This is a genomic window from Achromobacter sp. GbtcB20 (genome assembly GCF_019091095.1).
Lineage (GTDB): Bacteria > Pseudomonadota > Gammaproteobacteria > Burkholderiales > Burkholderiaceae_B > Achromobacter > Achromobacter mucicolens.
The window spans coordinates 153672-177383 of the sequence record NZ_JAGXJZ010000003.1 but is presented as its reverse complement, the minus strand read 5'-3'; the positions used below and the strand labels follow the sequence as shown (position 1 = coordinate 177383).

The following is a 23712-nucleotide window of genomic DNA, read 5'->3' as shown; positions in this document are numbered from 1 at the left end:
GCGACATGGGGCGAAAGTTCCGGGTCGTAGTTCGTGCGTACGGGAAAAGCATGTTTTGAGCCTGTGGGGGCGCGCGCGAAGCGCAGCGCAAATCAAGGTGCAGCAAGACAAATGCAGCCGAAATAGCTGCATGGATCGTTGCCGATTGTAGCACCGTTTGCGCCCTGCCCGTGGCGAAAACGCCACGGAGGATTGCAGGGCGACGCGGGGGACCGCAACGGATCAATTGCGCCGAGTGCATCGGTCTGATTTTGCCTCGTTTGGCGACCCAAACGCGCGCCGACCACGTAATCTGCCCACCAATTTCAGGGCTGCTCAAGGAAACGCGCCACGCGACCGCCCCTCGTGGCCGCCCGGATCGCCCTGAACCCCCATCCGATCGTGGAGCAACGATGAATTGCGTTTCAGAGACTGCAAGCCAGATGACCGGCGGCTCGCTTCACGGCCCGTTTATCGCGCCGGAGGACGGCTTTGAAACCCGAAAGCACCTGCTGCTGTCGCGGCCGCCGCCCGTCATCCGGGTCGCGGTCCTGGACGACCATCCCGTGGTGGCGTTGGGCATCGGCGCGTTCCTCGAAAGCCGGCCTGGCTTTCATGTCGTTCATCGCGAAACCTCCGCGCGCGCGTTGCTGGAAAAGCTGGCGAAGCAGCCGTGCGACGTCGCGCTCATTGATTTCTATCTGCCGCTGGAACCCTGCGACGGCGTCAACTATCTGCGTCGGGTGCGCCGCTACCACCCCAGCATGGCGGTCATCACGTTTTCGGCCGGCAACCGGCAAGAGACCGAGTACGCGGCATACCGCGCCGGCGCCGCCGGCTATCTGGCAAAGCAATGGGGGCTGGTCTTGCTGCCGGACATGATCCGCGGCGTCATCGAGGCCAAGGCGCCCTTTCTGACGGTAGAGGACGGAAAGATCCGCGGCATGGAGCCGACGGCGCCGCACGCGCTGTTGACGACTTCGGAAGTGGAAATCCTGCGCCACATCAGGCAGGGGATGTCGGTGACGCAGATCGCCGAAAGGCTGGTGCGCAGCAAGAAGACAGTCAGCACGCACAAGCGCCGCGCCATGCGCAAGTTGGGACTGTCCGATGATTTGTCGCTGGCGCTGTACCTGCGCGACAAGTTTGCCGAATGAGCGCGCGGCGCCGCGGCCGCGCGCAGGTCAGATGATGCGGGAGTACCTGGCGGTCGGCATGGCCGAGCGCAGGTATTTGTCGAAGGTCATGGCCACCGCCCGCACGAAATACCAACCCAGGCCGGTGACGCGCAGTTCTCCGAGGTGCAGGTTCACCAGGCCCAGTTCGGCCAGGCTGGCCATCTGCGAGAGCTCGCGGCTGAAGTAGTCGCCGAACTGCAGGCCGTGCTTGGCTTCGATCCGCGAAAAGTCCACCCGGCCCTGGCACATGATGTCCATGATGACCTCGCGGCGGACCAGGTCGTCGGCGCTAAGCGTCAGGCCGCGCTCGACCGCGAACTTTCCGGATTCGATGGCCGCGTAGTATTCGTCAAGGATCTTCGCGTTCTGGCTGTAGGTGTCGCCAATGCGTCCGATGGCCGACACGCCCAGCGCGATGAGGTCGCGATCCGGCTGCGTGCTGTATCCCTGGAAATTGCGGTGCAGTTCACCGCGTTGCTTGGCAATGGCCAGCGCGTCGGTGTTCAGCGCGAAATGGTCCATGCCGATGTAGGTGTAGCCCTGGTTCAGGAAGCCCTGAATGGCCGAACTGAGCAGGCCAACGCGCGTCTCGCGATCGGGCAGGTCTGCTTCGTTGATGCGCCGCTGCGGCTTGAAGCGTTCGGGCAGGTGCGCGTAGGCGTAGAGCGCAATGCGGTCGGGGCGCAGCGCGATGACCTGTTCGATCGTGCGGGCAAACGACGCCGCGGTTTGCAGCGGCAGGCCATAGATGAGATCGACGTTGACCGACGCATAGCCCAATGCCCTGGCGCTGTGCATCAGCGCGGCGACGTCATCGAAAGACTGAACCCGATGCACCGCCACCTGCACCCGTTCGTCGAAATCCTGCACGCCGAAGCTCAGGCGGTTAAAGCCCAGCTGCTGCAGGAACGCCAGGCGCTCCGGCGTTGCGGTGCGCGGATCGACTTCGACGGAGATTTCGGCGTCGGGCTGGAAATGGAAGGCGCCGCGAAGATCGCCCATCAGGCGCGCCAGTTCCTCGTTGGACAGGAATGTGGGCGTGCCGCCCCCGAAATGCAGCTGCGACACCGGCACGCCGGGGCCGAGTTCTTGCACGTGCAAGGCGATTTCGCGGGACAGGGCATCCAGGTAGCGGGCGGCTCGGTCATGGTGGCGGGTCACCACCTTGTTACAGGCGCAGTAATAACAGACCGATTCGCAGAACGGAATGTGTACGTAGAGCGACAGCGGCTCGGCCGGACGGGTTGCGCGCCGCTGTTGCAAGGCAAGCCGGTAGTCTTGCTCGGCGAAGCCCCCGTGGTAGCGGTCCGCCGTGGGATACGAGGTGTATCGCGGCCCGTTCTTGTCCAACCGGGCCAGCAGTTGGGGAGGAAAAAACGGCTCGGCGGTGGCGGGCGCCGGCGATTCCGAAGATTGAGGGCGTAGAGCGGCTTGCATAACCCGGATTATTCGCCTGCCCCGCGCCCTTCACATTGATCTTGCGCAAACCGAGCGCAACGCATCTGCCGTTGGGCAAGCTTTGCCGGGCCGTTACCGGCCCGCGCCCTGCCCCGTAAAATGCCGCGATTCCCGCAGCAAACAAGGACCCCCAATGGAAACCGAACTGGAAGGCCGTCTGCTGGCCATGCGCCAGGCGCTGGCGATTGCGATCGCCCTATCCACCCGCAGCAGCCCCCAGGCCACCGACATGGCGCTGGAACTGCTGGGCGACCTGAAAGCCAATCTGGACAACACGCCGGCGGACAGCCCGTTCGACAAACCGGAATGGGTGATGGGCGCGCACGACGAACTGGACGGCATCGCCCGGCTGGTTCGCGCCTTCACGCAGACGCCCGAACCGGACGACCAAGCGTAGCGAACGCGGCATCCCGCCGCCTGCCCCGGCGGCGGACCTCCAAGGGCCGGTCCACTGGCCTGACCAGCAGACGAACAGCGGTGGAATCCCTCACATCGTTTTCCCTGAAAGCGCCAATTATCCCTTTTGTTTCAATGGCGAGGTGCCTATATTGGTGGCCTGACCACCAGGCCAAGCCCCCGCCCGATGAGCACCTTCCAAGCCGTCGCCGTCACCCGTCTGTATCGCATGATCGCCGACCAGATTGCCGGACGGATCCGGGCCGGCGACTTCCCGCGCGGGCGGCGTTTGCCGTCGGAGCGGGACCTGGCCGAACAACTGCAGGTCAGCCGCGCGTCGATCCGCGAAGCGCTGATCGCGCTTGAAATCGAGGGCTACGTCGAGGTCCGCGTGGGCACCGGCGTGTTCGTGGCGGACAAGGAAGGCGCCGGCTTGGCGGCCGCCGCGGGAACACCGCCCAGCGCCGCGCAGGGCGTCGACGACATCGGGCCGTTCGACCTGCTGGAAGCGCGCCTCATCATCGAACCCGAGTGCGCGGGTATGGCGGCGCAGCATGCCACGGCCGCCCAGCTGGCGGCCATCCTCGACGCCCACGACGGCATGTCCCTGACGGATTCGCCAGGCCGGCATGACCGGGAGTTTCACGGCGCGATCGCCGCCGCCTGCGGCAACGCCGCGCTGGCCGCTGCCGTCGCCCATCTGTGGAACCTGACCCAATCCAGCTCGGTGTACCGGCGGATGCAGGACTATTTCGTCGATGCCAAGGTGTGGGCCGTGGCCCACGCCGAACACCAGCGCATCCTGACCGCGATCGTGGCGCGCGACCCCATTCGTGCGCGGCACGCCATGCACGCACACCTGCTTGGCATCCTGGCGCGCCTGCGCGAGGACTTTGGCGACGTTTCCCACCCCCGAGGCGACCTATGACGACACCCCCTCTGTCCATCAACGGCAACCGGCTGTGGCAGTCCCTGATGGATCTTGCGCAGATCGGCGCGACGCCCAAGGGCGGCAACTGCCGCCTGGCGCTCACCGCGCTCGATGGGCAGGGCCGCGATCTGGTGACCGGCTGGATGCGCGAGGCCGGCATGACGGTGCGGGTGGATCAGGTGGGCAACATCTTCGCCCGGCGTGCGGGCCGCAATGACAGCCTGCCGCCCGTGATGACGGGCAGCCATATCGACACCCAACCCACCGGCGGCAAGTTCGACGGCTGCTACGGGGTGCTGGCCGGTCTTGAAGTGATCCGCACGCTCAATGACGCGGGCGTGACGACCGAGGCCCCGCTGGAAGTGGCCATCTGGACCAACGAGGAAGGCTCGCGCTTCGTGCCCGTGATGATGGGATCGGGCGTCTTTGCCGGCAAATTTCCGCTGGAAACCGCGTTATCGGCGCGCGACGCGCAGGGCATCAGCGTGCGCGACGAACTCCAGGCCATTGGTTACGCCGGCGCCGACCCCGTCGGCGGGCGCCCGGTGGACGCCTACTTCGAGGCGCATATCGAACAGGGTCCGATCCTGGAGCACGAGGAAAAGACGGTCGGCGTCGTGACGGGGTCGCTGGGCCTGCGCTGGTACGACGTGACCGTGACCGGCATGGAAATGCATGCCGGCCCCACACCCATGCCGATCCGCCGCGACGCGCTCTTCGCCACCAGCTTCCTGCTGCAGGCCGTGGTGAACATTGCCAACACCCATCAGCCTCATGGGCGCGGAACCGTGGGCGAGATCCACGCGTATCCGGGATCGCGCAACGTCATTCCGGGGCAGGTCCGTTTCACCACCGACCTGCGCCACGAAGACGAAGCGACGCTGGACCGCATGGACCGGGACTGGCGGCGCATCTGCGACGACATTGCGGTCGCGCACGGCGTTCGCGTCGACGTGAAGGACGTGCAGTATTTTCCGCCCACGCCGTTCGATCCCGATCTGGTCGACAAGGTGCGCAAGGGCGCCGAGGACCGCGGCCTGCCTGCCATGAACATCGTCACGGGCGCCGGACACGATGCCGTCTACATGGCCGCCGTGGCGCCCACCGCGATGATCTTCGTGCCGTGCAAGGACGGCATCAGCCACAACGAAATCGAAGACGCCCGGCCCGAGCATCTGGAAGCCGGCTGCAACGTGTTGCTTGACGCCATGGTGGCGCGAGCCAATGCGCCCCAAGCCGCCACCGCAGACATGGCCAGGCACCACTGAATTCTCCGCATTGGTGCGCGGCGCCTTAACCAGCACCTGAACGAAGCATTGTTGCAGCAGCTCCACCCGCAGTACCCGAGAAACGCAGGTGGCATGAGGTTTGCTTGATCCGGCACGGCGATCGCCGCGTCCGAGCGGCCGCCTGTCCGACCCTTTCCAGCCCGGAGGCTCGCAGTGAAATCGAAAAACTGGTTTTCCCTAAGCATCGGCGCATTGGTCCTTGCGGCCGCGCTGCCCGCCACGCAGGCCTTGGCTCAGACCAAGGGCGGCACGCTGAACATGATCGTCCAGCCCGAACCGCCGGTGATCGTCACGGCCATCAATCAGCAGGGGCCGACGCAATTCGTCGCGGGCAAGATCTACGAGAGCCTGCTGACCTACTCCACCGACCTCAAGCCGCAGCCCGGACTGGCCAAGTCGTGGGAGGCCGCCGCCGATGGACTGACTTACACCTTCCACCTGCAGGACAACGTGAAGTGGCATGACGGCAAGCCGTTCACGTCCGAGGACGTGGTGTTCTCGCTGGCGGACATGCTGCCCAAGACCCACGCGCGTGCCCGCGTCATCCTGAACAAGTTCGTCGAGTCCGTGCAGGCGCCCGACGCCAAGACGGTGGTCATCAAGCTGAAGACGCCGTTTCCGGCCTTCATGCTGATGTTCGAACCCGGCTTTGCGCCGATGATGCCCAAGCATCTGTACGCCGGCACGGACTACATGACCAACCCGGCCAACCAGAAGCCCGTGGGCACCGGCCCGTTCATCTTCAAGGAATGGAAGCGCGGCGAATACATCAAGCTGGCGCGCAATCCCGATTACTGGAAGCCCGGCAAGCCGTATCTGGACGAGCTGGTGTTCAACGTGATTCCGGACGCGGCGTCGCGCGCCGTGGCCTTCGAGCGGGGCAGCGTGGACGTGCTGCGCGGCGGCGACGTGGACAACGTCGACATCAAGCGCCTGCGCGGCCTGCCCAACGTGGAATACACGACCGCGGGCTGGGAAATGTTCTCGCCGCAGGCCTACCTGATCTTCAACATGCGTAAGCCGCCCTTCGACAACCTGAAGGTGCGCCAGGCGGTCATGGCGGCCATGAACCGCAACATGGTGGTCAACAACATCTTCTTCGGTCTGGGCAAGGTGTCGACCAGCCCCTTCGTGACCACCGAGATGTTCTACGACAAGAACATGCCGCCGATGCCGTTCGACATGAAGAAGGCGCGCGCGCTGATCAAGGAGTCGGGCATCAAGCCCGGCGACTACACGATCCGCCAACTGAGCTTCCCGTACGGCTCGACCTGGGACCGGCTGGGTGAATACACGAAGCAGGCGCTGGAACAGCTGGGCTTCAAGGTGAACGTGGAATCCACCGACGCGGGCGGCTGGGCAAGCCGCACCGGCAACTGGGACTTCGACCTGACCACCACCTTCACGTACCAGTACGGCGACCCCGCGCTGGGCGTGCAGCGCTTGTATATCTCGTCGAACATCGTCAAGGGGTCGCCCTTTGCCAATGTGCAGGGCTACAGCAACCCCGAGACCGACAAGCTGTGGGAGGCTGCCGCCTCCGAGGTCGATCCGGCCAAGCGCCAGGCGCTCTACACCCAGATCCAGACGACGCTCGTCAACGAGGTCGCCAATGGCTTCCTGGTCGACATGGAGTTTCCGACCCTGTATCGCGCCAACGTGAAGAACCTGGTCAAGACCGCCATCGGCCTGAACGAGTCGTTCGACGACGTCTACATCGAGAAGAAGTAAGCGCCCCCGGGGCGCCGCCGCGGATCCCGTGTCCGCGGCGGCCCCCGGCTGCGCGGCGGGCAGGGTTGCCGCGAGGCACGTCCGTCCTGAAAGGACCCGAGCATGAGATTCCTGTCTTTCCTGCTGTCCCGCATCGGCAAGGCCCTGGTGGTGGTGCTGGGCGTGGTGATCATCAATTTCTTCCTGATACGGCTTGCGCCCGGCGATCCCGCCGCCGTGCTGGCCGGCCAGGCCGGCGCGGGCGATGCCGCCTACGTGGACCAGCTGCGTGTCGCCTTTGGCCTGGACAAGCCCGTCCTGACGCAGCTTTTTCTCTACCTGAAGGGCGTGGTGCAGCTGGATCTGGGCTTTTCGTACCGCAATCACGTGCCGGTGCTGGACCTGATCGTCGAGCGCCTGCCCGCCACGTTCCTCCTGATGTCGTGCGCCTTCGTGTTTTCCATCGTGCTGGGCGTGCTGCTGGGCGTGGTGGCGGCCAAAGCGCGCTATCGCAACAAGCGCCGCTGGATCGACAGCTCGGTGATGACCGGCGCCCTGTTGCTCTACGCCACGCCGCTCTTCTGGCTGTCGCTGATGGGCATCCTGCTGTTTTCGGTGGTACTGGGCTGGCTGCCGGCCTTCGGCATGGAGACCGTGGGCGCCAACCTGACCGGCTGGGCGCGCGCGGGCGATATCGCCCTGCATCTCATCCTGCCGACCGTGACGCTGGGCTGCTTCTTCATGGCCGTCTACGTGCGGCTGACTCGCGCGTCGATGCTGGAAGTGATCGGCATGGATTTCGTGAAGACGGCGCGCGCCAAGGGCGTAAGCCCCAGCCGCGTGATCCGCGCGCACGTGCTGCGCAACGCGCTGCTGCCGGTCATCACGTTTGCCGGCATCCAGCTGGGGCAGATGGCGGGCGGCGCGGTGCTGACCGAGACCGTCTTCGCGTGGCCCGGCATCGGACGCCTGATGTTCGACGCCCTGCTGCAACGCGACTACCAGCTTCTGCTGGGCATCTTCCTGGTCACCTCTATCATGGTCGTGGTCTTCAACCTGCTGACCGACGTGCTGTACCGCCTGATCGATCCGCGCATCGGCGCGGGTGCGCAGCAAGGAGCCTCCGCATGAAGTCATTCGCCCGACGTTACCTGCGCAACTACGGGGCGGTGGCCGGCCTGGTCATCATGCTGATCGTGGTGGCCGTGGCCCTGGCGGCGCCGCTGCTGTACGAAGAGTCGCCCTGGATGATGGTGGCCGACCCGCTGATCCCGCCGTTCACCAATGCGGACTATCCGTTCGGCACGGACATGCTGGGCCGCGACATCACGGCGGGCCTGGTGTGGGGCGCGCGCGTGTCGCTGATGGTGGGCCTGCTGTCCACCGCCGTCGCGCTGCTCTTTGGCATCGTGGTCGGTTCGATCGCCGGCTACTGCGGCGGCCGCGTGGACGACGCGCTGATGCGGTTCACCGAGTTTTTCCAGACCATTCCGCAACTGGCGATGGCCGTGGTGCTGGTCGCCATCCTGAGCCCGTCGGTCTATTCGATCATGGGCGCCATCGCGGTGGTGTCCTGGCCGCCGGCCGCGCGGCTGGTCCGCTCGGAATTCATGACGCTCAAGCAGCGCGAATTCGTGCAGGCCGCGATCGTCATCGGCCAGACGCCGGCCCGCATCGTCGGCACGCAGATCCTGCCCAATGCCATGTCGCCCATCATCGTGTCGGCCTCGTTCATGGTGGCGACCGCGATCCTGACGGAGTCGTCGCTGTCGTTTCTGGGCCTGGGCGACCGCAACCTGATGAGCTGGGGTTTCATGATCGGCGCGGCGCGCACCATGATCCGCGAGGCCTGGTGGATGAGCGTGTGGCCCGGGGTCGCCATCTTGCTGACCGTGCTGGCCATCAACCTGATCGGCGAAGGCCTGAACGACGCCCTCAACCCGCAACTGCGCAAACGCGGCGAATAGGAGGCCGGCATGAATGAAAACCTGACAACCCCGTCGCTCCTGTCGATCCAGAATCTGACCATCGCATTGCCCAAGGGCGGCGACCGTCCCTACGCGGTAGAGGACGTGTCGTACGACATTCGCGCCGGTGAAATCCTGTGCATCGTGGGCGAATCGGGCTCGGGCAAGTCGATGAGCGCCAACGCCATCATGGGGCTGCTGCCCGATTACCTGACCCCGCAGGCCGGCCGCATCCTGTTCCGCGGCCAGGACCTGCTGCAACTGGACGAACCCGCCCTGCAGGCCATGCGCGGCAAGGACATGGCGATGATCTTCCAGGAGCCGCTGTCGGCCCTGAACCCGCTGATGACGGTGGGCGAACAGATCAGCGAGGTGATGCGCGTGCATAACGCCTACCCTGGCGCAGAACGCTTGAAGCGCACGCTCGAACTGCTGGAGTTCGTCGGCCTGCCGGATCCGGCCACGCTGTATCACGTGTATCCGTTCCGCTTGTCCGGCGGGCAGCGGCAGCGCGTGATGATTGCGATGGCGCTGGCGCTGGAGCCCGCGCTGCTGATCGCCGACGAGCCCACGACCGCCCTGGACGTCACCACCCAGGCGCAGATCCTGGCGCTGATCGCGCGCATCCAGAAGGAAAAAGGCATGGGCGTGATGTTCGTCACGCACGACTTCGGCGTGGTGGCCGAGATTGCCCATCGCGTCGCCGTCATGGAGAAAGGCGTGATGGTGGAGCAAGGTCCGGCCAGCGAGGTGCTCAACCGCCCGCGACATCCCTACACCCAGCGCCTGATCGCGGCCGTGCCGCACCGGCGCGGCGAGGAGCGCGCCGGGCTTGCCGACGACAGGCCCGTGCTGGAGGTCAAGGATCTGAAAAAGACCTACGTGATCGGCCACGGCTGGCTGGGCAACAAACGCCAGGTGCACGCGGTGGACGGCGTGAGCTTTGCCGTGCGGCGCGGCGAGACGCTGGGCATCGTGGGGGAATCCGGTTCGGGCAAGTCCACGATCGGCAAATGCCTGCTCAAGCTTGTCGGCATCAATGGCGGCCAGCTGCTCTTTAACGGCCAGGACATCGCCACGCTGCCCGAATCGCGCTTTCGGCCGATGCGGCACGAGATCCAGATGATCTTCCAGGACCCGTTCGCCTCGCTCAATCCCCGGCACACGGTGGGCCGCATCATCAGCGACGGCCCGGTCGCCAATGGCGTCCCGCGCGCGCAAGCCGAAGCCCGGGCGCGCGAACTGCTGTCGCTGGTGGGCATGGACCCGTCCGCCTTTGACCGCTATCCCAACCAGTTTTCGGGCGGCCAGCGCCAGCGCATCGGCATCGCGCGCGCGTTGGCGCTGGAGCCCAAGGTGCTGGTGGCCGACGAATCGGTGTCGGCGCTGGACGTGTCGGTTCAGGCGCAGGTGCTGCAACTGCTGAACGACCTGCAGCAGCGGCTGAAGATTGCGCTGGTGTTCATCACCCATGACCTGCGCGTGGCGGCGCAGATCTGCAATTCGGTGCTGGTCATGCATCACGGCAAGGTGGTGGAGTACGGATCGCCGTCCCAGATCTTCGACAACCCGCAGCACGCCTACACCCGCCAGCTGATCGCCGCCGTGCCGGGCCAGCATTGGGACCCGACCAAGGCGCAGGCCGCCTGACCGCACATCGCCTCACCATTGAATTCCAGGAGAACCGCTATGCAACGCCCCGCCGCCATCCCCACCGTGCAGATCGACAACGAACTGGTCACCGTCACCGAATGGCGCTTTCCGCCGGGCGGCGAGACGGGCTGGCACCGCCATGGCATGAACTACGTGGTGGTCCCGCAGACCACCGGCCCGCTGCTGCTGGACACGCCCAACGGCCAGGTCACCAGCCAGCTCACCACGGGGGTGGCGTATTACCGGCCGGTGGGCGTGGAACACAACGTCATCAACCCCAGCGACACGGAATTCGTGTTCGTCGAGATCGAACTCAAGCAGGCATGAGCCCCACGCATCTGGCAGCGACCGTGACGGTCTGAGCGAGGATATCCATGAAGGCGTTTTTTTCCGAAGAACAGTTGCTGCATTCGCCCCGGCAATTCATGCGGCTGGGCCGCATCAGCGCCCCCACCGACCTGCCGTCGCGCGCGGAGAGCCTGCAGCAGGCGCTGGCCGCCCGCGGCGTGAACGTCGAAGCGCCATCCGACTATGGCCGCAAGCCGCTTGAACACGTGCACAGCACGGATTATCTGGACTACCTGGAAACCGCCTTTGCGCGCTGGCAGGCCCTGAAGGCGCCGGGCGTCGATCCCGGTCCGGAAGTGCTGCCCAATCTTTCGCCCTACTACAACGGCCGCATCGATGCCGCCGGACGGGGCCCCTGCCCGTCCCCGTCCATCGTGGCGCAAACCGGGTATTACCTGAGCGACCTCGCCTGCCCCATCGGGCCGCAGACCTGGCGCTCGGCGCTGCGGTCCACGCATAGCGCGCTGGCGGCGGCGGACCATGTGGCGAGCGCCAGTGGCGTGGCCTACGCGCTCTCGCGGCCTTCCGGCCACCATGCCCATCGCGACCGCGCCGGCGGCTTCTGCTACCTGAACAACAGCGCCGCCGCGGCAAGCCGCCTGTTGCAGACGTGGTCAAAAGTGGCGGTGCTGGATGTGGATGCGCATCATGGCGACGGCACGCAGAACATCTTCTATCACCGGGCGGACGTGATGACCGTCTCGCTGCACGCCGATCCGGCCGGGTATTACCCCTTCTATACCGGCTACGCGCACGAGCGCGGGCACGGCGCGGGCGAAGGCTACAACCTGAACCTGCCGCTGGCGCACGGCTGCGGCAACGCGGAATTCCTGCAGGCGCTGGACACCGCGCTGGATGCCCTGGCGGGCTATGCGCCGCAGGCGCTGGTCCTGCCGCTGGGATTCGACACCTACAAGGACGATCCGATCAGCGTGCTCAGGCTGGACATCGACGCGTACCGCGACATCGGCGCGCGCGTCGCCGGTTTGCGCGTGCCCACCGTCGTGGTGCAGGAAGGCGGCTACATGGTCGAGGCGATCGGGCCCGCGCTGGATGCGTTTCTTGAAGGCTTTGGCCGTGGCGGCAAATGAAGGCGCGCGCCAGACCGGCGTCCTGCTGTTCTTCGCGGCGCTGGTAGCGTTCGCCACCTTCGATGCGGGCGCCAAGCAGCTTCTGGAACGCTATCCGGCGCCCTTTCTGAACGTGATGCGCTACCTGGCGGTGGTGACGCTGGCGATGGGCATGCTGTGGCGCCACGGCCGCGGCCTGCGGCTGCGCGACGCGCCGGAAAAGCCCCTGCTGGTGCTACGCGGTGTCATGCTGGCCACGGTGGCCACGTGCTTCATGACCGCGCTCATCTGGATGCCGCTGTCCGAGGCCACCGCCATCTACTTCACCGCCCCGCTCATCATGGTGGCGCTGTCGCCGTGGCTGCTGGGCGAACGCGTCCGGGCGGCGCAATGGGGCGCCGTTGCCGCGGGCTTTGCCGGCATGCTGCTGATCGTGCGGCCCGGCGGCGACCTGCCCCTGCTGGGCACGATGCTGATGGCGGTGTCGGCCGTCAGCTACGCGATCTTCCAGGTGCTGACCCGCAAGCTGTCGAACAAGGTGCCGGGGCCGGTGCAGTATGCGTACACGGCATTCATCTGCCTGATCGTGACCGCGCTGCCCGCGCCGTTCTTCCTGCCCGACCCCTGGCCCGGAACGGCCGATACCGTCATCATCCTTGCCCTGGGCGCCTGCAGCGGCCTGGCGCAGATCCTGCTGATCGCGGCCTTCCAGCGGGTTCCCGCGGCAACGCTGGCGCCCCTGAACTACTTCCAGCTGCTGCTGGCGCTGGGCTTCAGCACGTTCTGGTTCCAGCGCCCGCCAGACGCGCTGGCGCTGGCGGGCATGGGGCTGATCATCGCGGCCGGGGTCTTTCTGGCGCTGCGACCTGTCAGAACGCCATCGACGCCGGCCGCTTGAACAGGCGCGGCGCCTCTTGCGGCGGCGTCCTCAACTGGTTTCGCGCTGCACCAGTTCGAAACCCAAGTCCACATGCCGCGCGGGCACGGGTTCGCCCGCCAGGTGCTGCATGAGCAGTTGCGCGGCTGACAGGCCGATCTGGTAGCGGGGCGTGGCAATGGTGGACAGCGGCGGCGTGGTCCAGGCCGTGCCCGGGAAGTCATGAAAGCCGACGATAGCCATCTGTTCCGGCACGCGCACGCCATCCCGGCCGCACTGGAACACCGCGCCTTGCGCCAGGTCGTCGTTGCAGAAGAACACGGCGTCGCAGTCGGGATGACGCGCGTGAAGATCCTGGATCAACGACGCCCCCAGGCTGATCGACGATTTTTCCGGCGTCATGATTTCCAGGGCGGCGTCGTACAGCCCCGCGTCGCGCAACGCCTGCCGGCACCCTTCGCAGCGGCGCAGCGACCGGGGATCCAGCTGCGCGCCGATGATGCCGATGCGGCGGTAGCCGCGTTCGACCAGATGGCGGCCTGCTGCGTAGCCCGAGTCGAACTGCGAGAACCCGACGCTCATGTCCTCGCCGCCTTCCAGCGTTTCGATCGTGTGCACCGTGGGAATCGCCTGCGCGCGCAGCAGTTCCCAGACGCCCGGATTGTGGTCGATGCCGGTCAGGACCACGCCGTCGGGCGAATGCTGCAGATACTTGCGCAGCAGCGCTTCTTCTTCGTCCGGCGAATAGCCCGTCACGCCGATCAGCATGTGGTAGCCGTGCTGATCCAGCACTTCCTTGATGCCCGTGATGATGTCCACGAACACCACGTTGCTGAGCGACGGAATGAGCACCACGATGGTCTGCGACCGCGCCGACGCCAGCGCGCTGGCGGCGTGGTTGGGCACGTAGCCCAGTTCCTGGCACACCCGCGCGATTTGCTGGCGCAGATCGTGGCCCACCTTATCGGGCGTGCGCAATGCCCGCGATACCGTGATCGCGCTGACGCCCACGCGCCGCGCGACGTCCTGCATGGTGACGCGGCCGGCGCGCGAGGTTCGAGGTTTGCGGATGGACATGGACCCTCGCGGTGAATGCAAGCGCGTAGTCTGACCGAAAAAAAGGGGCTTGCCAAAGCAAAAATGTTAGCGCTAACATGATCCGCATCAAACGACTAAAAAAATTCCGGCAAACGGAGAGGAGACAAACATGCAAGCTTCCCCATTGGGGCGGCCGGGGCCATCGCGTCCGGGCCGCTCGCCGCTGGCCCGCGCCGCGGATTGGTGTTTTGCGCTACAGACCTGGCTGATGGTCGCCTGTCTGGTCATCATGGTCGTGCTGCTGTTCGGCAACGTGGCGCTGCGGTATCTCTTTAACTCCGGCATCAACGTCTCGGACGAGGTCTCGCGCCTGGCGTTCGTCTGGATGATTTTCCTGGGTTCGGTGATTGCGCTGCGCGAACACCAGCACATCGGCGTGACCATGCTGGTGGAACGCTTTGGCCCGGGCGCGCGCCGGGTGTCGCATATTGCCTGCCAGTTGATGATCCTGTGGGTGCTGTGGCTGATGGCCGAAGGCAGCTGGGTCCAGACGGTCATCGGCCTCGACACCGTATTGCCTGTCACCGGCATGCCCCAGGCCGTGTTCAACGCCGCAGGGCTGTATGCCGCGGTGGCAATGGGCATCCTGACCGTCGTCGACCTGGTCCGCGTGATTGCGGGCGGTCCGCTGCCGGCGGAATCCAGTCCGGAAGACCCGCTGGTCTGACCCGGCCCTCACCCGCCCCAACACGCGCCCCGCACCCGCCCCACATTCATCCGCCCGGATACCCGCAATGATCCTGACCGTCTTCCTAGTCGTGCTGCTGGGGCTGATTGCCCTGGGCATGCCGATCGCCTTCGCGCTTATCATCAGCGCGATCGTCATGATGTTCCAGCTGGATTTCTACGACACCCAGCTTCTTGCCCAGAACATGCTGTCCGGTGCCAACAGCTTTACGCTGATGGCCGTGCCGCTCTTCATGCTGGCCGGCGAATTGATGAATGCCGGCGGCATCTCGCGCCGCATCGTTCACCTGGCCAACACGTTTGTGGGCCACATCCAGGGCGGCCTGGGTTACGTGGCCATCTTCGCCAGCGTGCTGCTGGCATCGCTGTCGGGCTCGGCCGTGGCCGACGCCGCAGCGCTGGGGTCACTGCTGATCCCCATGCTTCGCGAAAAGGGCTATGACGCGGGGCAGGCCTCGGGCCTGATCGCCTCGGGCGGCATCATCGCGCCCATCATTCCGCCATCGATCTCGTTCATCATCTTCGGCGTCGCCACCAATGTGTCGATCACCAAGCTGTTCTTCGCTGGCATCGCGCCGGGCCTCATGATGGGGCTGACGCTGGTGGCGGTGTGGACGTGGGTGGCGCGCAAGCACGGCAGCATCACGCCCTCGCCGCGCGAGCCGTGGTCCAACCGTCTGAAAGCGCTGCGCGGATCGCTGTGGGCGCTGTTCCTTCCAGTCATCATCATCGGCGGGCTGCGCGGCGGCATCTTTACGCCCACCGAAGCCGCGGTCGTCGCTGCCGTGTATGCGCTGCTGGTCAGCATCTTCGTGTACCGCGAGATCGGCTGGCGCGACCTGGGTCCGCTGTTCATCAACGCCGCCCGCACCACGGCTGTGGTCATGTTCCTCGTGGCTGCCGCCATGGTGTCTTCCTACATGATCACGCTGGCGGACCTGCCGCAGGATCTCATCGCTCTCCTGGAACCGGTCATGGACCAGCCCAAGCTGCTGATGTTCGCGCTGCTGATCCTTCTGACGCTCGTGGGCACGGTGATGGACCTCACGCCGACCATCCTGATTCTCGGCCCCGTGCTGATGCCCGTCGTCACCAAGGCCGGCATCGACCCCGTCTACTTCGGCGTCATGTTCGTCATGGTCGGCAGCGTGGGCCTGTTGACGCCGCCGGTCGGTACGGTGCTCAACGTCGTATGCGGCGTGGCCCGCATCAATATGGAAACCATCTGCAGAGGGGTGTGGCGCTATGTCGTGGCCTACACGCTGCTGCTGGTTCTTTTGGTGATCTTCCCCGAACTGATCACCGTACCCGCACGCTGGATGCACTAGCGGCAATTACAAACCCCCGAGGAGAAACACCATGATCAAGCAATTGAAGACCCGCGTTCTTGTCCTGGCGGCGGTGCTGTCCTGCACCGTCGCCGGGGTGGCCGCGGCGGCGGACGTCAAGCCGCGCCTCATCCGCTTTGGCTACGGGCTGAACGAGGAAAGCGTGCAGGGCCGCGCGGCCCGCCATCTGGCGCAGGAACTGGAAAAGGTCAGCGGCGGCAAGCTCAAGATGAGGACGTTTGGCTCGGCCAACCTGGGTTCGGACGAGCAGATGCAGAGTGCGCTGGTGGGCGGCGCGCAGGAAATGATGGTGGGGTCGACCGCGCCGCTGGCCGGCATGGTCAAGGAGTTCGGCGTGTTCGACCTGCCCTTCCTCTTCAACAGCGAAAAGGAAGCCGACGCGGTGCTGGACGGCCAGCTCGGACAGGATCTGCTCAAGAAGCTGGAAGCCAAGGGACTGGTCGGCCTGGTGTACTGGGAAAACGGCTTTCGCAACATGACGAACTCCAAACGTCCGATCACGCGCGCCGAGGACCTGCAGGGCATCAAGCTGCGCGTCATGCAGAACCAGATTGCGCTGGGCGTCTTCAATACGCTGGGCGCCAATGCCGTGCCGATGCCGTTCTCGGAATTGTTCACCGCGCTGGAAACCCGCACCGTGGACGGCCAGGAGAACCCCATCACCACGATCCAGAGCAGCAAGTTCTACGAGGTGCAGCCCTTCCTGACCATCACGCGCCACGTCTACACGCCGTGGGTGGTGATGGCCTCCAAGAAGTGGTGGGACACGCTCTCGCCCGACGAACAGAAGCTGATCCGCCAGGCAGCCGCGTCATCGCGCGACTTCGAGCGGCAGGATAGCCGCGCCGATTCCACCAAGGCGATGGGCACGCTCGAGAAGAACGGCATGAAGATCAACACCGTCTCGCCGGAGGAAGTGGCCCGCATGCGCCAGAAGGTGCAGCCCGTGGTCGACAAGTACACCCAGGAACTCGGGCCGGAACTGATCAAGCAGTTGAACGACGAAATCCAGAAGGCGCGGAACTAACCGTGCCGGCCTGGATCCCGTGGGGGTCCGGGCCTGTGTGCAACCGAAGCAAAGCGAGACAGCCATGTCCCAGACACCCCGCCGACTGCGCAGCCAGAAGTGGTTCGACGATCCCTCGCACGCCGACATGACGGCGATCTACGTCGAGCGCTATCTCAACTATGGCCTGACGCGCCAGGAACTGCAGTCCGGGCGGCCGATCATCGGTATCGCGCAGACAGGCAGCGACCTGGCGCCCTGCAATCGCCACCATCTGGCGCTGGCCGAACGCATCAAGGCGGGCATCCGCGACGCCGGCGGCATCCCCATGGAATTCCCGGTGCATCCGCTGGCCGAACAGGGACGGCGGCCCACTGCGGCGCTGGACCGCAACCTGGCTTATCTGGGCCTGGTGGAGATCCTGCACGGCTATCCGCTGGATGGCGTGGTGCTGACCACGGGATGCGACAAGACCACGCCCGCGTGCCTGATGGCGGCGGCGACGGTGGACATTCCCGCCATCGTGCTGTCCGGCGGTCCCATGCTGGACGGCTGGCATGAAGGCCAGCGCGTGGGCTCGGGCACGGTCATCTGGCATGCCCGCAACCTGATGGCGGCCGGCAAGCTGGATTACGAAGGCTTCATGACGCTTGCCACGGCATCGTCGCCGTCCATCGGACACTGCAACACCATGGGCACCGCGCTGTCGATGAACTCGCTGGCCGAAGCGCTGGGCATGTCGCTGCCCACCTGCGCCAGCATTCCGGCGCCCTATCGCGAGCGCGGGCAGATGGCCTATGCCACCGGCATGCGCATCTGCGACATGGTGCGCGAAGACCTGCGGCCATCTCAAATCCTGACCCGCGAGGCGTTCGAGAACGCCATCGTCGTGGCCTCGGCGCTGGGCGCGTCCAGCAACTGCCCGCCACACCTGATTGCCATCGCGCGCCACATGGGCGTCGACCTCAGCCTGGACGACTGGCAACGGCTGGGCGAAGACGTGCCGCTGCTGGTCAACTGCGTGCCCGCGGGCGAGCATCTGGGCGAAGGCTTTCACCGCGCGGGAGGCGTACCCGCCGTGCTGCACGAGCTGCTGGCGGCCGGCCGCCTGCATCCGGACTGCCGAACCGTATCCGGCAAGACCATCGGCGATATTGCGACGGCGTCCAAGACCCACAATACCGACGTCATCCGGACCTGCGACGCGCCGCTCAAGCACCGCGCCGGCTTCATCGTGCTGTCGGGCAACTTCTTTGACAGCGCCATCATCAAGATGTCGGTCGTGGGCGAAGCCTTTCGCCGGGCGTACCTGTCCGAACCGGGGTCGGAAAACGCCTTCGAGGCGCGCGCGATCGTGTTCGAGGGCCCGGAGGACTATCACGCCCGCATCGAAGACCCGGCGCTTAACATCGACGAACACTGCATTCTGGTGATCCGGGGCGCCGGCACCGTGGGCTACCCCGGCAGCGCGGAAGTCGTGAACATGGCGCCGCCATCGCACCTTATCAAGCGCGGCATCGAGTCCCTGCCCTGTCTGGGCGACGGCCGCCAGAGCGGCACCTCGGCCAGCCCGTCCATCCTGAACATGTCGCCCGAAGCCGCGGTGGGCGGCGGACTGGCGCTGCTGCGCACGGGCGACCGGATCCGCGTGGACCTGAACCAGCGGTCGGTCATGTTGCAGGTGGACGAAGCGGAACTGGAACGGCGCCGCCAGGAGCCGCCGTACGAAGCGCCGCCATCGCAGACGCCGTGGCAGGAACTGTACCGGCAGACCGTGGGGCAGCTTTCCACGGGCGGATGCCTGGAGGCGGCGACGCTGTATTTGAAAGTGGTGGAGACGCGGGGCGATCCGCGGCATTCGCACTGAGGACGAAAGGGGTGCGGCTTGGCGCGCGGCTTATTCGCGCGGCGGCTTGCTGGCCGGGCCGCCCGCGCGGGGGCTGGGCCGGCTGACGACATAGGCCGCGCTGGCCAGAAAGAAGATGCCTACGCCGATGGCCAGGGGCAGCGAGGGATGGGCGCTCCAGTAAAAGATCCCGTAACCAGCCGCCATGCCCAGGCTGGCATACGTCTTGCCTTTGCGCGACACCGCGCCCTCGTCGCGCCACGCGCGCAGCGACGGACCATATGTCGGGCTATCCAGCAGCCATTTTTCAAGCCGGGGCGACGAGCGGGAGAAGCAGGCCACCGCCAGGATCAGAAAGATCGTTGTCGGCATCACCGGCAAGAAGGCGCCGATGACGCCCAGCGCCAGCATCAAGCAGCCCAGGCATAACCAAAGTGCTCTCATCATGATGGTGAGCAGGATATCGCAAATGGGCAGCCGGCAGTCCGCCAGGCATTGTGCGCCGCTTGATTCACGACGCGGCGGGCTCCGGCATCCTTGCGCGCAGCATCCTGACGAATTTCGCATCCGGACTGCCGCCCGCGGCGCGTGACTTGTGGACCATGGCCCAGGCTTCCGCGTACTGGCCACGCCAGTAATAGGCCGTGGCCCACGAGGCATACAGATAGCCCTTGTCGGGCTCCACGGCCTCGCCCTTGCGGTACCACTCGTCGGACCGGGTCGTCGCCGCGATACGCGCTTCGGGGGGCAGCGTCTTGTCCTCGGCGGCGCAACGCGCCGCGATCCGGCCGGCATCCGCATGAATGCCGCGAAACGCCGGGGGATTCATGCTGATCGCGCGGTCCATCATGCTCATCGCCTGGCAGATCTTGCGCTGGCTTTCCAGCACCATCGCGAAACCCGCGTACACCTCGGGGTTGTCGGGATTGAGCAGCCACGCCTGATTGAATTGCTGCATGGCCTGGCCCGGCCGGTCTTCGCGAAAAAGCCGGTAGCCCAGCTCGACCCGCGCCTGCGCTGCCGCGGCAGGCGATCCAAACACCTTCACGGCCTCGGCGGCCTGTTGTTCATCGCCCGCGCGCAAGGCAGCGGCCGCGCGGCGATCAACCCCGGCATACATTGGCGCCTCGACGTTGCGCGCATCGGCTTGCGCGGGCGCATTGGTCACGCAGCCGGGCAACCACAACAATTGCGCCAGAATGAATGCCTTCATGGTGAAGTGCATGGGCGGGCTTTTGAATGGAAGAAGATGGAATATAGCGGCGCGGGTATCAAACGCCGGAATCGCGCCACACGGTGATTAATGCAGCAAATACAAGCGCAGCAATGACGCGAGGAAAAGCAAAAAGCCGCGAAGTCGTAAGACTGTCGCGGCTTTTTCAGGTCTGCGTTCGACTAGCTCTATCGAACACACCTTTGCAGGAATTTGGTAGGCGGTATTGGAATCGAACCAACGACCTCCACGATGTCAACGTGGCGCTCTAACCAGCTGAGCTAACCGCCTGCAAAGAAGAAGAATTATATAATGCTTTTTTAAACTGTGCAAATCGTCTTAGAAGATTTTTTGCAGTTTTTATTGCGTTTAGGAGGTCTCAGCATTTGCCTGTCGGCTTTGCCAAACTCACCTTCGCGCAATGCGTTTAATTTGATCTTGCATTAATGCGTTGGCATTAACCAAGGTCTTTTCACACGCCCTACAGCACTACTTCTTGTCCTTCAATTTCGTGTCTGCGTCATGTGCCGCAGCAACGAAGAACGAGATTCTATCAGAACTTTTTATTCCTTGCTCGACTTCGACGCCACTACTCACATCGATCGCCCAAGGCCGCACCAATTCGATGGCGGTACCCACGTTTTCGGCGTTCAGACCGCCGGACAGGATCAAGGGGCGGGACACCGGGTCGGCCCTCACCTCATCGAGCAACGCGTAGTCAAATCCATGCCCGCTGCCGCCGTATCCGGCGCTATAGCTGTCGAACAACCAGCCCGCTGCCTCTCCGTAGGCGCGGCACGTGGCCGCAAGGCTCTCCGCCGTCTCAAGGCCCGGCGCACCGGCCCGGAAGGCCCGCAGATGGCGATGACCGTAGCGCGCGCATTCCAGCGGCGTTTCGTCACCATGAAACTGCAGCAGCTCGGGCCCCACTTCACCCAGCACGGTGCGGATCTCTTCTTCCTGCGCGTTCACGAAGAGCGCGACGACGTCGACAAAGGCCGGTACCATCCGGCGCAGTTGCGCGGCGCGCGTGGGCGAGAGGCAACGCTTGCTCTTGGGATAAAAGACAAATCCGATCGCGTCGGCGCCGGCAGCAACGGCGGCTTCGACGTCTTGTTCGCGGGTCAGCCCGCAGATCTTTATGCGTGTACGCATGACATTTTCTGGAAGTGTCGCCCCGCGGCGACTGGCTGGATCAGTATATCCGGACCGAAAAACCGGTCTCACGCGCCTGTCGAACCCAGCGTGGCCATCATGTTGTCGAAGCTGCCCTCGGCCATGCGGAACCAGGGGATCTGGTTGCCGCGCAATGCCAGCATGCTGTCGTAGAGCTTCTTGAACATCGCGTCCTTGGCGCTCAATTCATTGCAGGCCGCCACCGTGGCTTCGTGAGCGGCTTGCAGCAGCGGCCTGGAATACGCCTTCAGTTGCGCGCCTTGCGACATCAGCCGGCGCAGCGCTTGCGGATTGTTGGCATCAAAGGTTGCGATCATGTTTTCGCTTGCCGCCGCGCAAGCCAGCGACAACGCGGTCTGGTATGACTTGGGCAGTTCCGCAAAGGCGTCCTGGTTCACGTACAGCGACAACTGTTGCGTACCGGCCCACCAGCCCGGAAAGTAATAGTTTCGCGCGACGTCAAAGAGCGCCAGGCGTTCGTCCTCGAACGGTCCGATCGTGACGGCCCCGTCCGCAAGGCCTTCTGCCAGCGCCGCATGCAGTTCGCCAGCGGGGATTGCCAGCGGCGAGGCGCCCAGACGCGACAGGATGTGCGCCGTAAAGCCGTCAGCCGCCACCTTGAGTCCGCGCAGGTCATCGAGGGTCTTGATCTCGCCCCGAAACCATCCGCCCATCTGCGCGCCGGTATAGCCGCACGGAAAGTTCAGGATGCCGTACTTGCCAAAGGCTTCGCGGGTCAGCGCCAGCCCCTCGCCCTGCCGCATCCACGCGTTCATCTGGCGGGTATTCAGGCCGAATGGCATGCCACCGTCAAAGCAAATCGCGGGATCGGTGCCGAAGTAGCGGGCCGACGCCGCGTGGCCGCATTCGACGATGCGGTGCTGCACGGCCTCCAGCGCCTGACCCGACTGGAACAGCTGGCCGGCGGCGGATATCTCGATGGTGAAGCGCCCCGCCGTGACCTCGGCCACGCAACGCGCAACGTCGGTCGCGCCCGCGAACAGCGTGGCCGCGTCGGCCGGAAAATCCGAAGCCAACCGCCAGGTGAGGTTGGGAGCTTCCTGCGCAATCGCGGGGGCCGCCAGCACGGCACTGCCCGCGGCGGCGCCCAAGGCGGTTTGCTTCAGAAACGCGCGGCGTTGCATGGCGCATGCCTCCAGAAAGGCGCGGGATCCCGCCGCCTGCGCGGCGGCTTCCCTAAAAGGATTGAGTAAAGGGCGACAGCAGCGACGATCCGCCGTCGAGCTCGCGCAGTCCGAAGGATTCGGGATAGTCGATCGCGGCCAGGTACAGGCCGTCAGGCGCAAACGTGGGCGCGCCGCGCTTGCGGTCGCGCCACGCCAAGAGCTGCGTCATCCAGTCAACCGTTTCCCTGCCCTGCCCCACTTGCAGCAACGCGCCCATGATGTTGCGCACCATGTGATGCAGAAAGGCGTTTGCCTTCAAGGTAAAGACGAGAAACGGTCCCCGCTCCTCGATCTCCAGGCTGTGCATGTGCCGCACTGGATGCTTGGCCTGGCATTGCGACGAACGGAAGCTGGAAAAATCATGTTCGCCGACAAGCGCCTTAGCAGCCGCGCGCATGGCCTGCACATCCAACGGCTGGAAGCACCAGCCGGCGCGCCCCGCCCACAGCGCCGGACGCACCCGGCCGCGCCAGAGCAGGTAGACGTACGTGCGGGCGCGCGCCGAAAAGCGCGCATGGAATTCTTCGGACACTTCTTCGGCCCACTGCACCGAGATGCTGGGCGGCAGAAACGCATTCACGCCTCGGACCCAGGACTCCGTCTTGCGGGTGAGCGTCGTGTCCAGATGGACCACCTGCATCGCGCCGTGCACGCCCGTGTCGGTCCGGCCGGCGCAAATCGTGGGCACCGGCTCGGTGAAGCCACAAAAACTGGCCAGGGCGGACTCCAGGCAGTCCTGCACCGTCTGCCGGTGCGGCTGTGTCTGCCAACCCTGCCAGGCGGAGCCGTCATACGCCAGCCCCAATGCAACTCTAGACATGCTTCAAACCCGAGGACCGCCGATACGGCGCGGTTCGTCCGTGGGCGGTACGTCCAGGTCGAGATTGATGGTGTCGAGCTTGCGGTTCAGCGCTGCCGTATCCAGCGCCGGCTCGTTGTACGTGTAGCTTTCCTCGTCATCGTCGTCACGCCGCGCGCCGGCCCGGCGCAACAGCCACGCGATGGCGAAGGCGACGAGCGCCAGCACCGCGGTAACGATCACGAGAAGATTGTCGGCCAGCCAGCCCGGCATACCCGTCTGCACGGTCTTGTCCGGCAGCGTGCCGATGGGCTTGTCGGCATCGGCGGGCGCCGAGCCTGCGGCGCCTGGGGAGGTGGTGGTGTTTGACGCGCCGGTGGCGTTCGACGTGGTCGTCGCGGCGCCCGGCGTAGTTGCCGCGCCCGGAGTGCTTGCGGTGCCGGGCGTGCCCATTGCACCGGGAGAACCCGCTGCGCCGGGAGTGGCTGCTGTGCC

At 65.4% G+C, this 23712-nt stretch carries 22 protein-coding genes, 1 tRNA gene and 1 pseudogene; 15 read left to right on the top strand and 9 right to left on the bottom strand.

Annotation, left to right across the window (positions count from 1 at the left end; all coding sequences use genetic code 11):
• Positions 1-422 precede the first annotated feature (422 nt).
• The gene (locus tag KVT32_RS06005) at positions 423-1136 is read left to right on the top strand and encodes a response regulator transcription factor (RefSeq protein WP_152385456.1); all 714 of its coding nucleotides are present in this window, start codon (positions 423-425) and stop codon (positions 1134-1136) included.
• Positions 1137-1163: 27 nt separating this feature from the next.
• Here the strand turns inward: KVT32_RS06005 and hemN are convergent, their stop codons facing one another.
• Positions 1164-2594, bottom strand: coding sequence for an oxygen-independent coproporphyrinogen III oxidase (gene hemN / locus KVT32_RS06000; RefSeq protein WP_152383964.1), 1431 nt, complete (start codon positions 2592-2594; stop codon positions 1164-1166).
• Between the two features lie 154 nt (positions 2595-2748).
• Between hemN and KVT32_RS05995 the strand changes: the two genes are divergently transcribed.
• The 10 genes from KVT32_RS05995 to KVT32_RS05950 all read left to right on the top strand — a co-directional run bounded on the left by KVT32_RS05995 (position 2749) and on the right by KVT32_RS05950 (position 12877).
• Positions 2749-3012, top strand: coding sequence for a hypothetical protein (locus KVT32_RS05995; protein WP_152383963.1), 264 nt, complete (start codon positions 2749-2751; stop codon positions 3010-3012).
• A gap of 186 nt (positions 3013-3198) precedes the next feature.
• Positions 3199-3939, top strand: coding sequence for a FadR/GntR family transcriptional regulator (locus tag KVT32_RS05990; protein WP_056315868.1), 741 nt, complete (start codon positions 3199-3201; stop codon positions 3937-3939).
• Entirely contained in the window at positions 3936-5210 is a 1275-nt protein-coding gene (locus KVT32_RS05985) for a Zn-dependent hydrolase (RefSeq protein WP_175156684.1), read from the top strand. The genes KVT32_RS05990 and KVT32_RS05985 overlap by 4 nt, the downstream gene beginning before the upstream one ends.
• Before the next feature lie 174 nt (positions 5211-5384).
• A complete protein-coding gene (locus KVT32_RS05980; RefSeq protein ID WP_175156683.1) occupies positions 5385-6962 on the top strand; it encodes an ABC transporter substrate-binding protein in 1578 nt (525 codons plus the stop codon).
• A gap of 102 nt (positions 6963-7064) precedes the next feature.
• Positions 7065-8072 (top strand): ABC transporter permease, encoded by a 1008-nt coding sequence (locus KVT32_RS05975; protein ID WP_056315866.1) that lies wholly within the window; start codon positions 7065-7067, stop codon positions 8070-8072.
• On the top strand, positions 8069-8908 hold the full coding sequence (locus tag KVT32_RS05970) for an ABC transporter permease (protein ID WP_062841887.1): 840 nt from the start codon (positions 8069-8071) through the stop codon (positions 8906-8908). Before KVT32_RS05975 ends, KVT32_RS05970 begins: the two co-directional genes overlap by 4 nt.
• 9 nt (positions 8909-8917) lie before the next feature.
• Positions 8918-10558, top strand: coding sequence for an ABC transporter ATP-binding protein (locus KVT32_RS05965; protein ID WP_152383958.1), 1641 nt, complete (start codon positions 8918-8920; stop codon positions 10556-10558).
• 39 nt (positions 10559-10597) lie between these two features.
• Positions 10598-10888: a cupin domain-containing protein gene (locus KVT32_RS05960; protein ID WP_142049609.1), complete on the top strand. Its 291-nt coding sequence runs from the start codon at positions 10598-10600 to the stop codon at positions 10886-10888.
• A gap of 47 nt (positions 10889-10935) precedes the next feature.
• On the top strand, positions 10936-12000 hold the full coding sequence (locus KVT32_RS05955) for a histone deacetylase family protein (RefSeq protein ID WP_217617821.1): 1065 nt from the start codon (positions 10936-10938) through the stop codon (positions 11998-12000).
• Positions 11963-12877 (top strand): DMT family transporter, encoded by a 915-nt coding sequence (locus KVT32_RS05950; protein ID WP_152383955.1) that lies wholly within the window; start codon positions 11963-11965, stop codon positions 12875-12877. Before KVT32_RS05955 ends, KVT32_RS05950 begins: the two co-directional genes overlap by 38 nt.
• A 30-nt stretch (positions 12878-12907) precedes the next feature.
• Here the strand turns inward: KVT32_RS05950 and KVT32_RS05945 are convergent, their stop codons facing one another.
• Positions 12908-13933, bottom strand: a complete 1026-nt coding sequence (locus tag KVT32_RS05945; protein ID WP_152383954.1) for a LacI family DNA-binding transcriptional regulator — start codon at positions 13931-13933, stop codon at positions 12908-12910.
• A gap of 130 nt (positions 13934-14063) precedes the next feature.
• On the opposite strand from KVT32_RS05945, the gene KVT32_RS05940 reads away from it, so the two are divergent.
• From KVT32_RS05940 to KVT32_RS05925, 4 genes are all read left to right on the top strand, one after another.
• Entirely contained in the window at positions 14064-14621 is a 558-nt protein-coding gene (locus KVT32_RS05940) for a TRAP transporter small permease (RefSeq protein ID WP_056315847.1), read from the top strand.
• A gap of 67 nt (positions 14622-14688) precedes the next feature.
• The gene (locus KVT32_RS05935) at positions 14689-15969 is read left to right on the top strand and encodes a TRAP transporter large permease (RefSeq protein WP_152383953.1); all 1281 of its coding nucleotides are present in this window, start codon (positions 14689-14691) and stop codon (positions 15967-15969) included.
• 31 nt (positions 15970-16000) lie between these two features.
• Positions 16001-17017: a TRAP transporter substrate-binding protein gene (locus KVT32_RS05930; RefSeq protein WP_175156678.1), complete on the top strand. Its 1017-nt coding sequence runs from the start codon at positions 16001-16003 to the stop codon at positions 17015-17017.
• A 64-nt stretch (positions 17018-17081) separates the two neighbouring features.
• Positions 17082-18863, top strand: coding sequence for an IlvD/Edd family dehydratase (locus tag KVT32_RS05925; RefSeq protein ID WP_056315842.1), 1782 nt, complete (start codon positions 17082-17084; stop codon positions 18861-18863).
• A gap of 30 nt (positions 18864-18893) precedes the next feature.
• Here the strand turns inward: KVT32_RS05925 and KVT32_RS05920 are convergent, their stop codons facing one another.
• From KVT32_RS05920 to KVT32_RS05890, 7 genes and pseudogenes are all read right to left on the bottom strand, one after another.
• Positions 18894-19289 (bottom strand): YbaN family protein, encoded by a 396-nt coding sequence (locus KVT32_RS05920; protein WP_217617820.1) that lies wholly within the window; start codon positions 19287-19289, stop codon positions 18894-18896.
• A 64-nt stretch (positions 19290-19353) separates the two neighbouring features.
• Entirely contained in the window at positions 19354-20055 is a 702-nt protein-coding gene (locus KVT32_RS05915; protein ID WP_227741202.1) for a tetratricopeptide repeat protein, read from the bottom strand.
• 214 nt (positions 20056-20269) lie between these two features.
• Positions 20270-20346, bottom strand: a tRNA-Val gene (locus KVT32_RS05910).
• 198 nt (positions 20347-20544) lie between these two features.
• Entirely contained in the window at positions 20545-21210 is a 666-nt protein-coding gene (locus KVT32_RS05905; protein WP_152383951.1) for a phosphoribosylanthranilate isomerase, read from the bottom strand.
• A 68-nt stretch (positions 21211-21278) separates the two neighbouring features.
• Complete coding sequence (locus KVT32_RS05900; RefSeq protein ID WP_056315829.1) at positions 21279-22376, bottom strand: TRAP transporter substrate-binding protein; 1098 nt, start codon at positions 22374-22376, stop codon at positions 21279-21281.
• Positions 22377-22428: 52 nt separating this feature from the next.
• Positions 22429-23238 carry a tRNA pseudouridine(38-40) synthase TruA gene (truA, locus tag KVT32_RS05895; protein ID WP_056315824.1) on the bottom strand — a complete coding sequence of 270 codons (810 nt, stop codon included), beginning with the start codon at positions 23236-23238 and terminating at the stop codon, positions 22429-22431.
• A 3-nt stretch (positions 23239-23241) separates the two neighbouring features.
• Positions 23242-23712 (bottom strand): annotated as a pseudogene (locus tag KVT32_RS05890) (peptidoglycan-binding protein LysM); the annotation flags it as partial.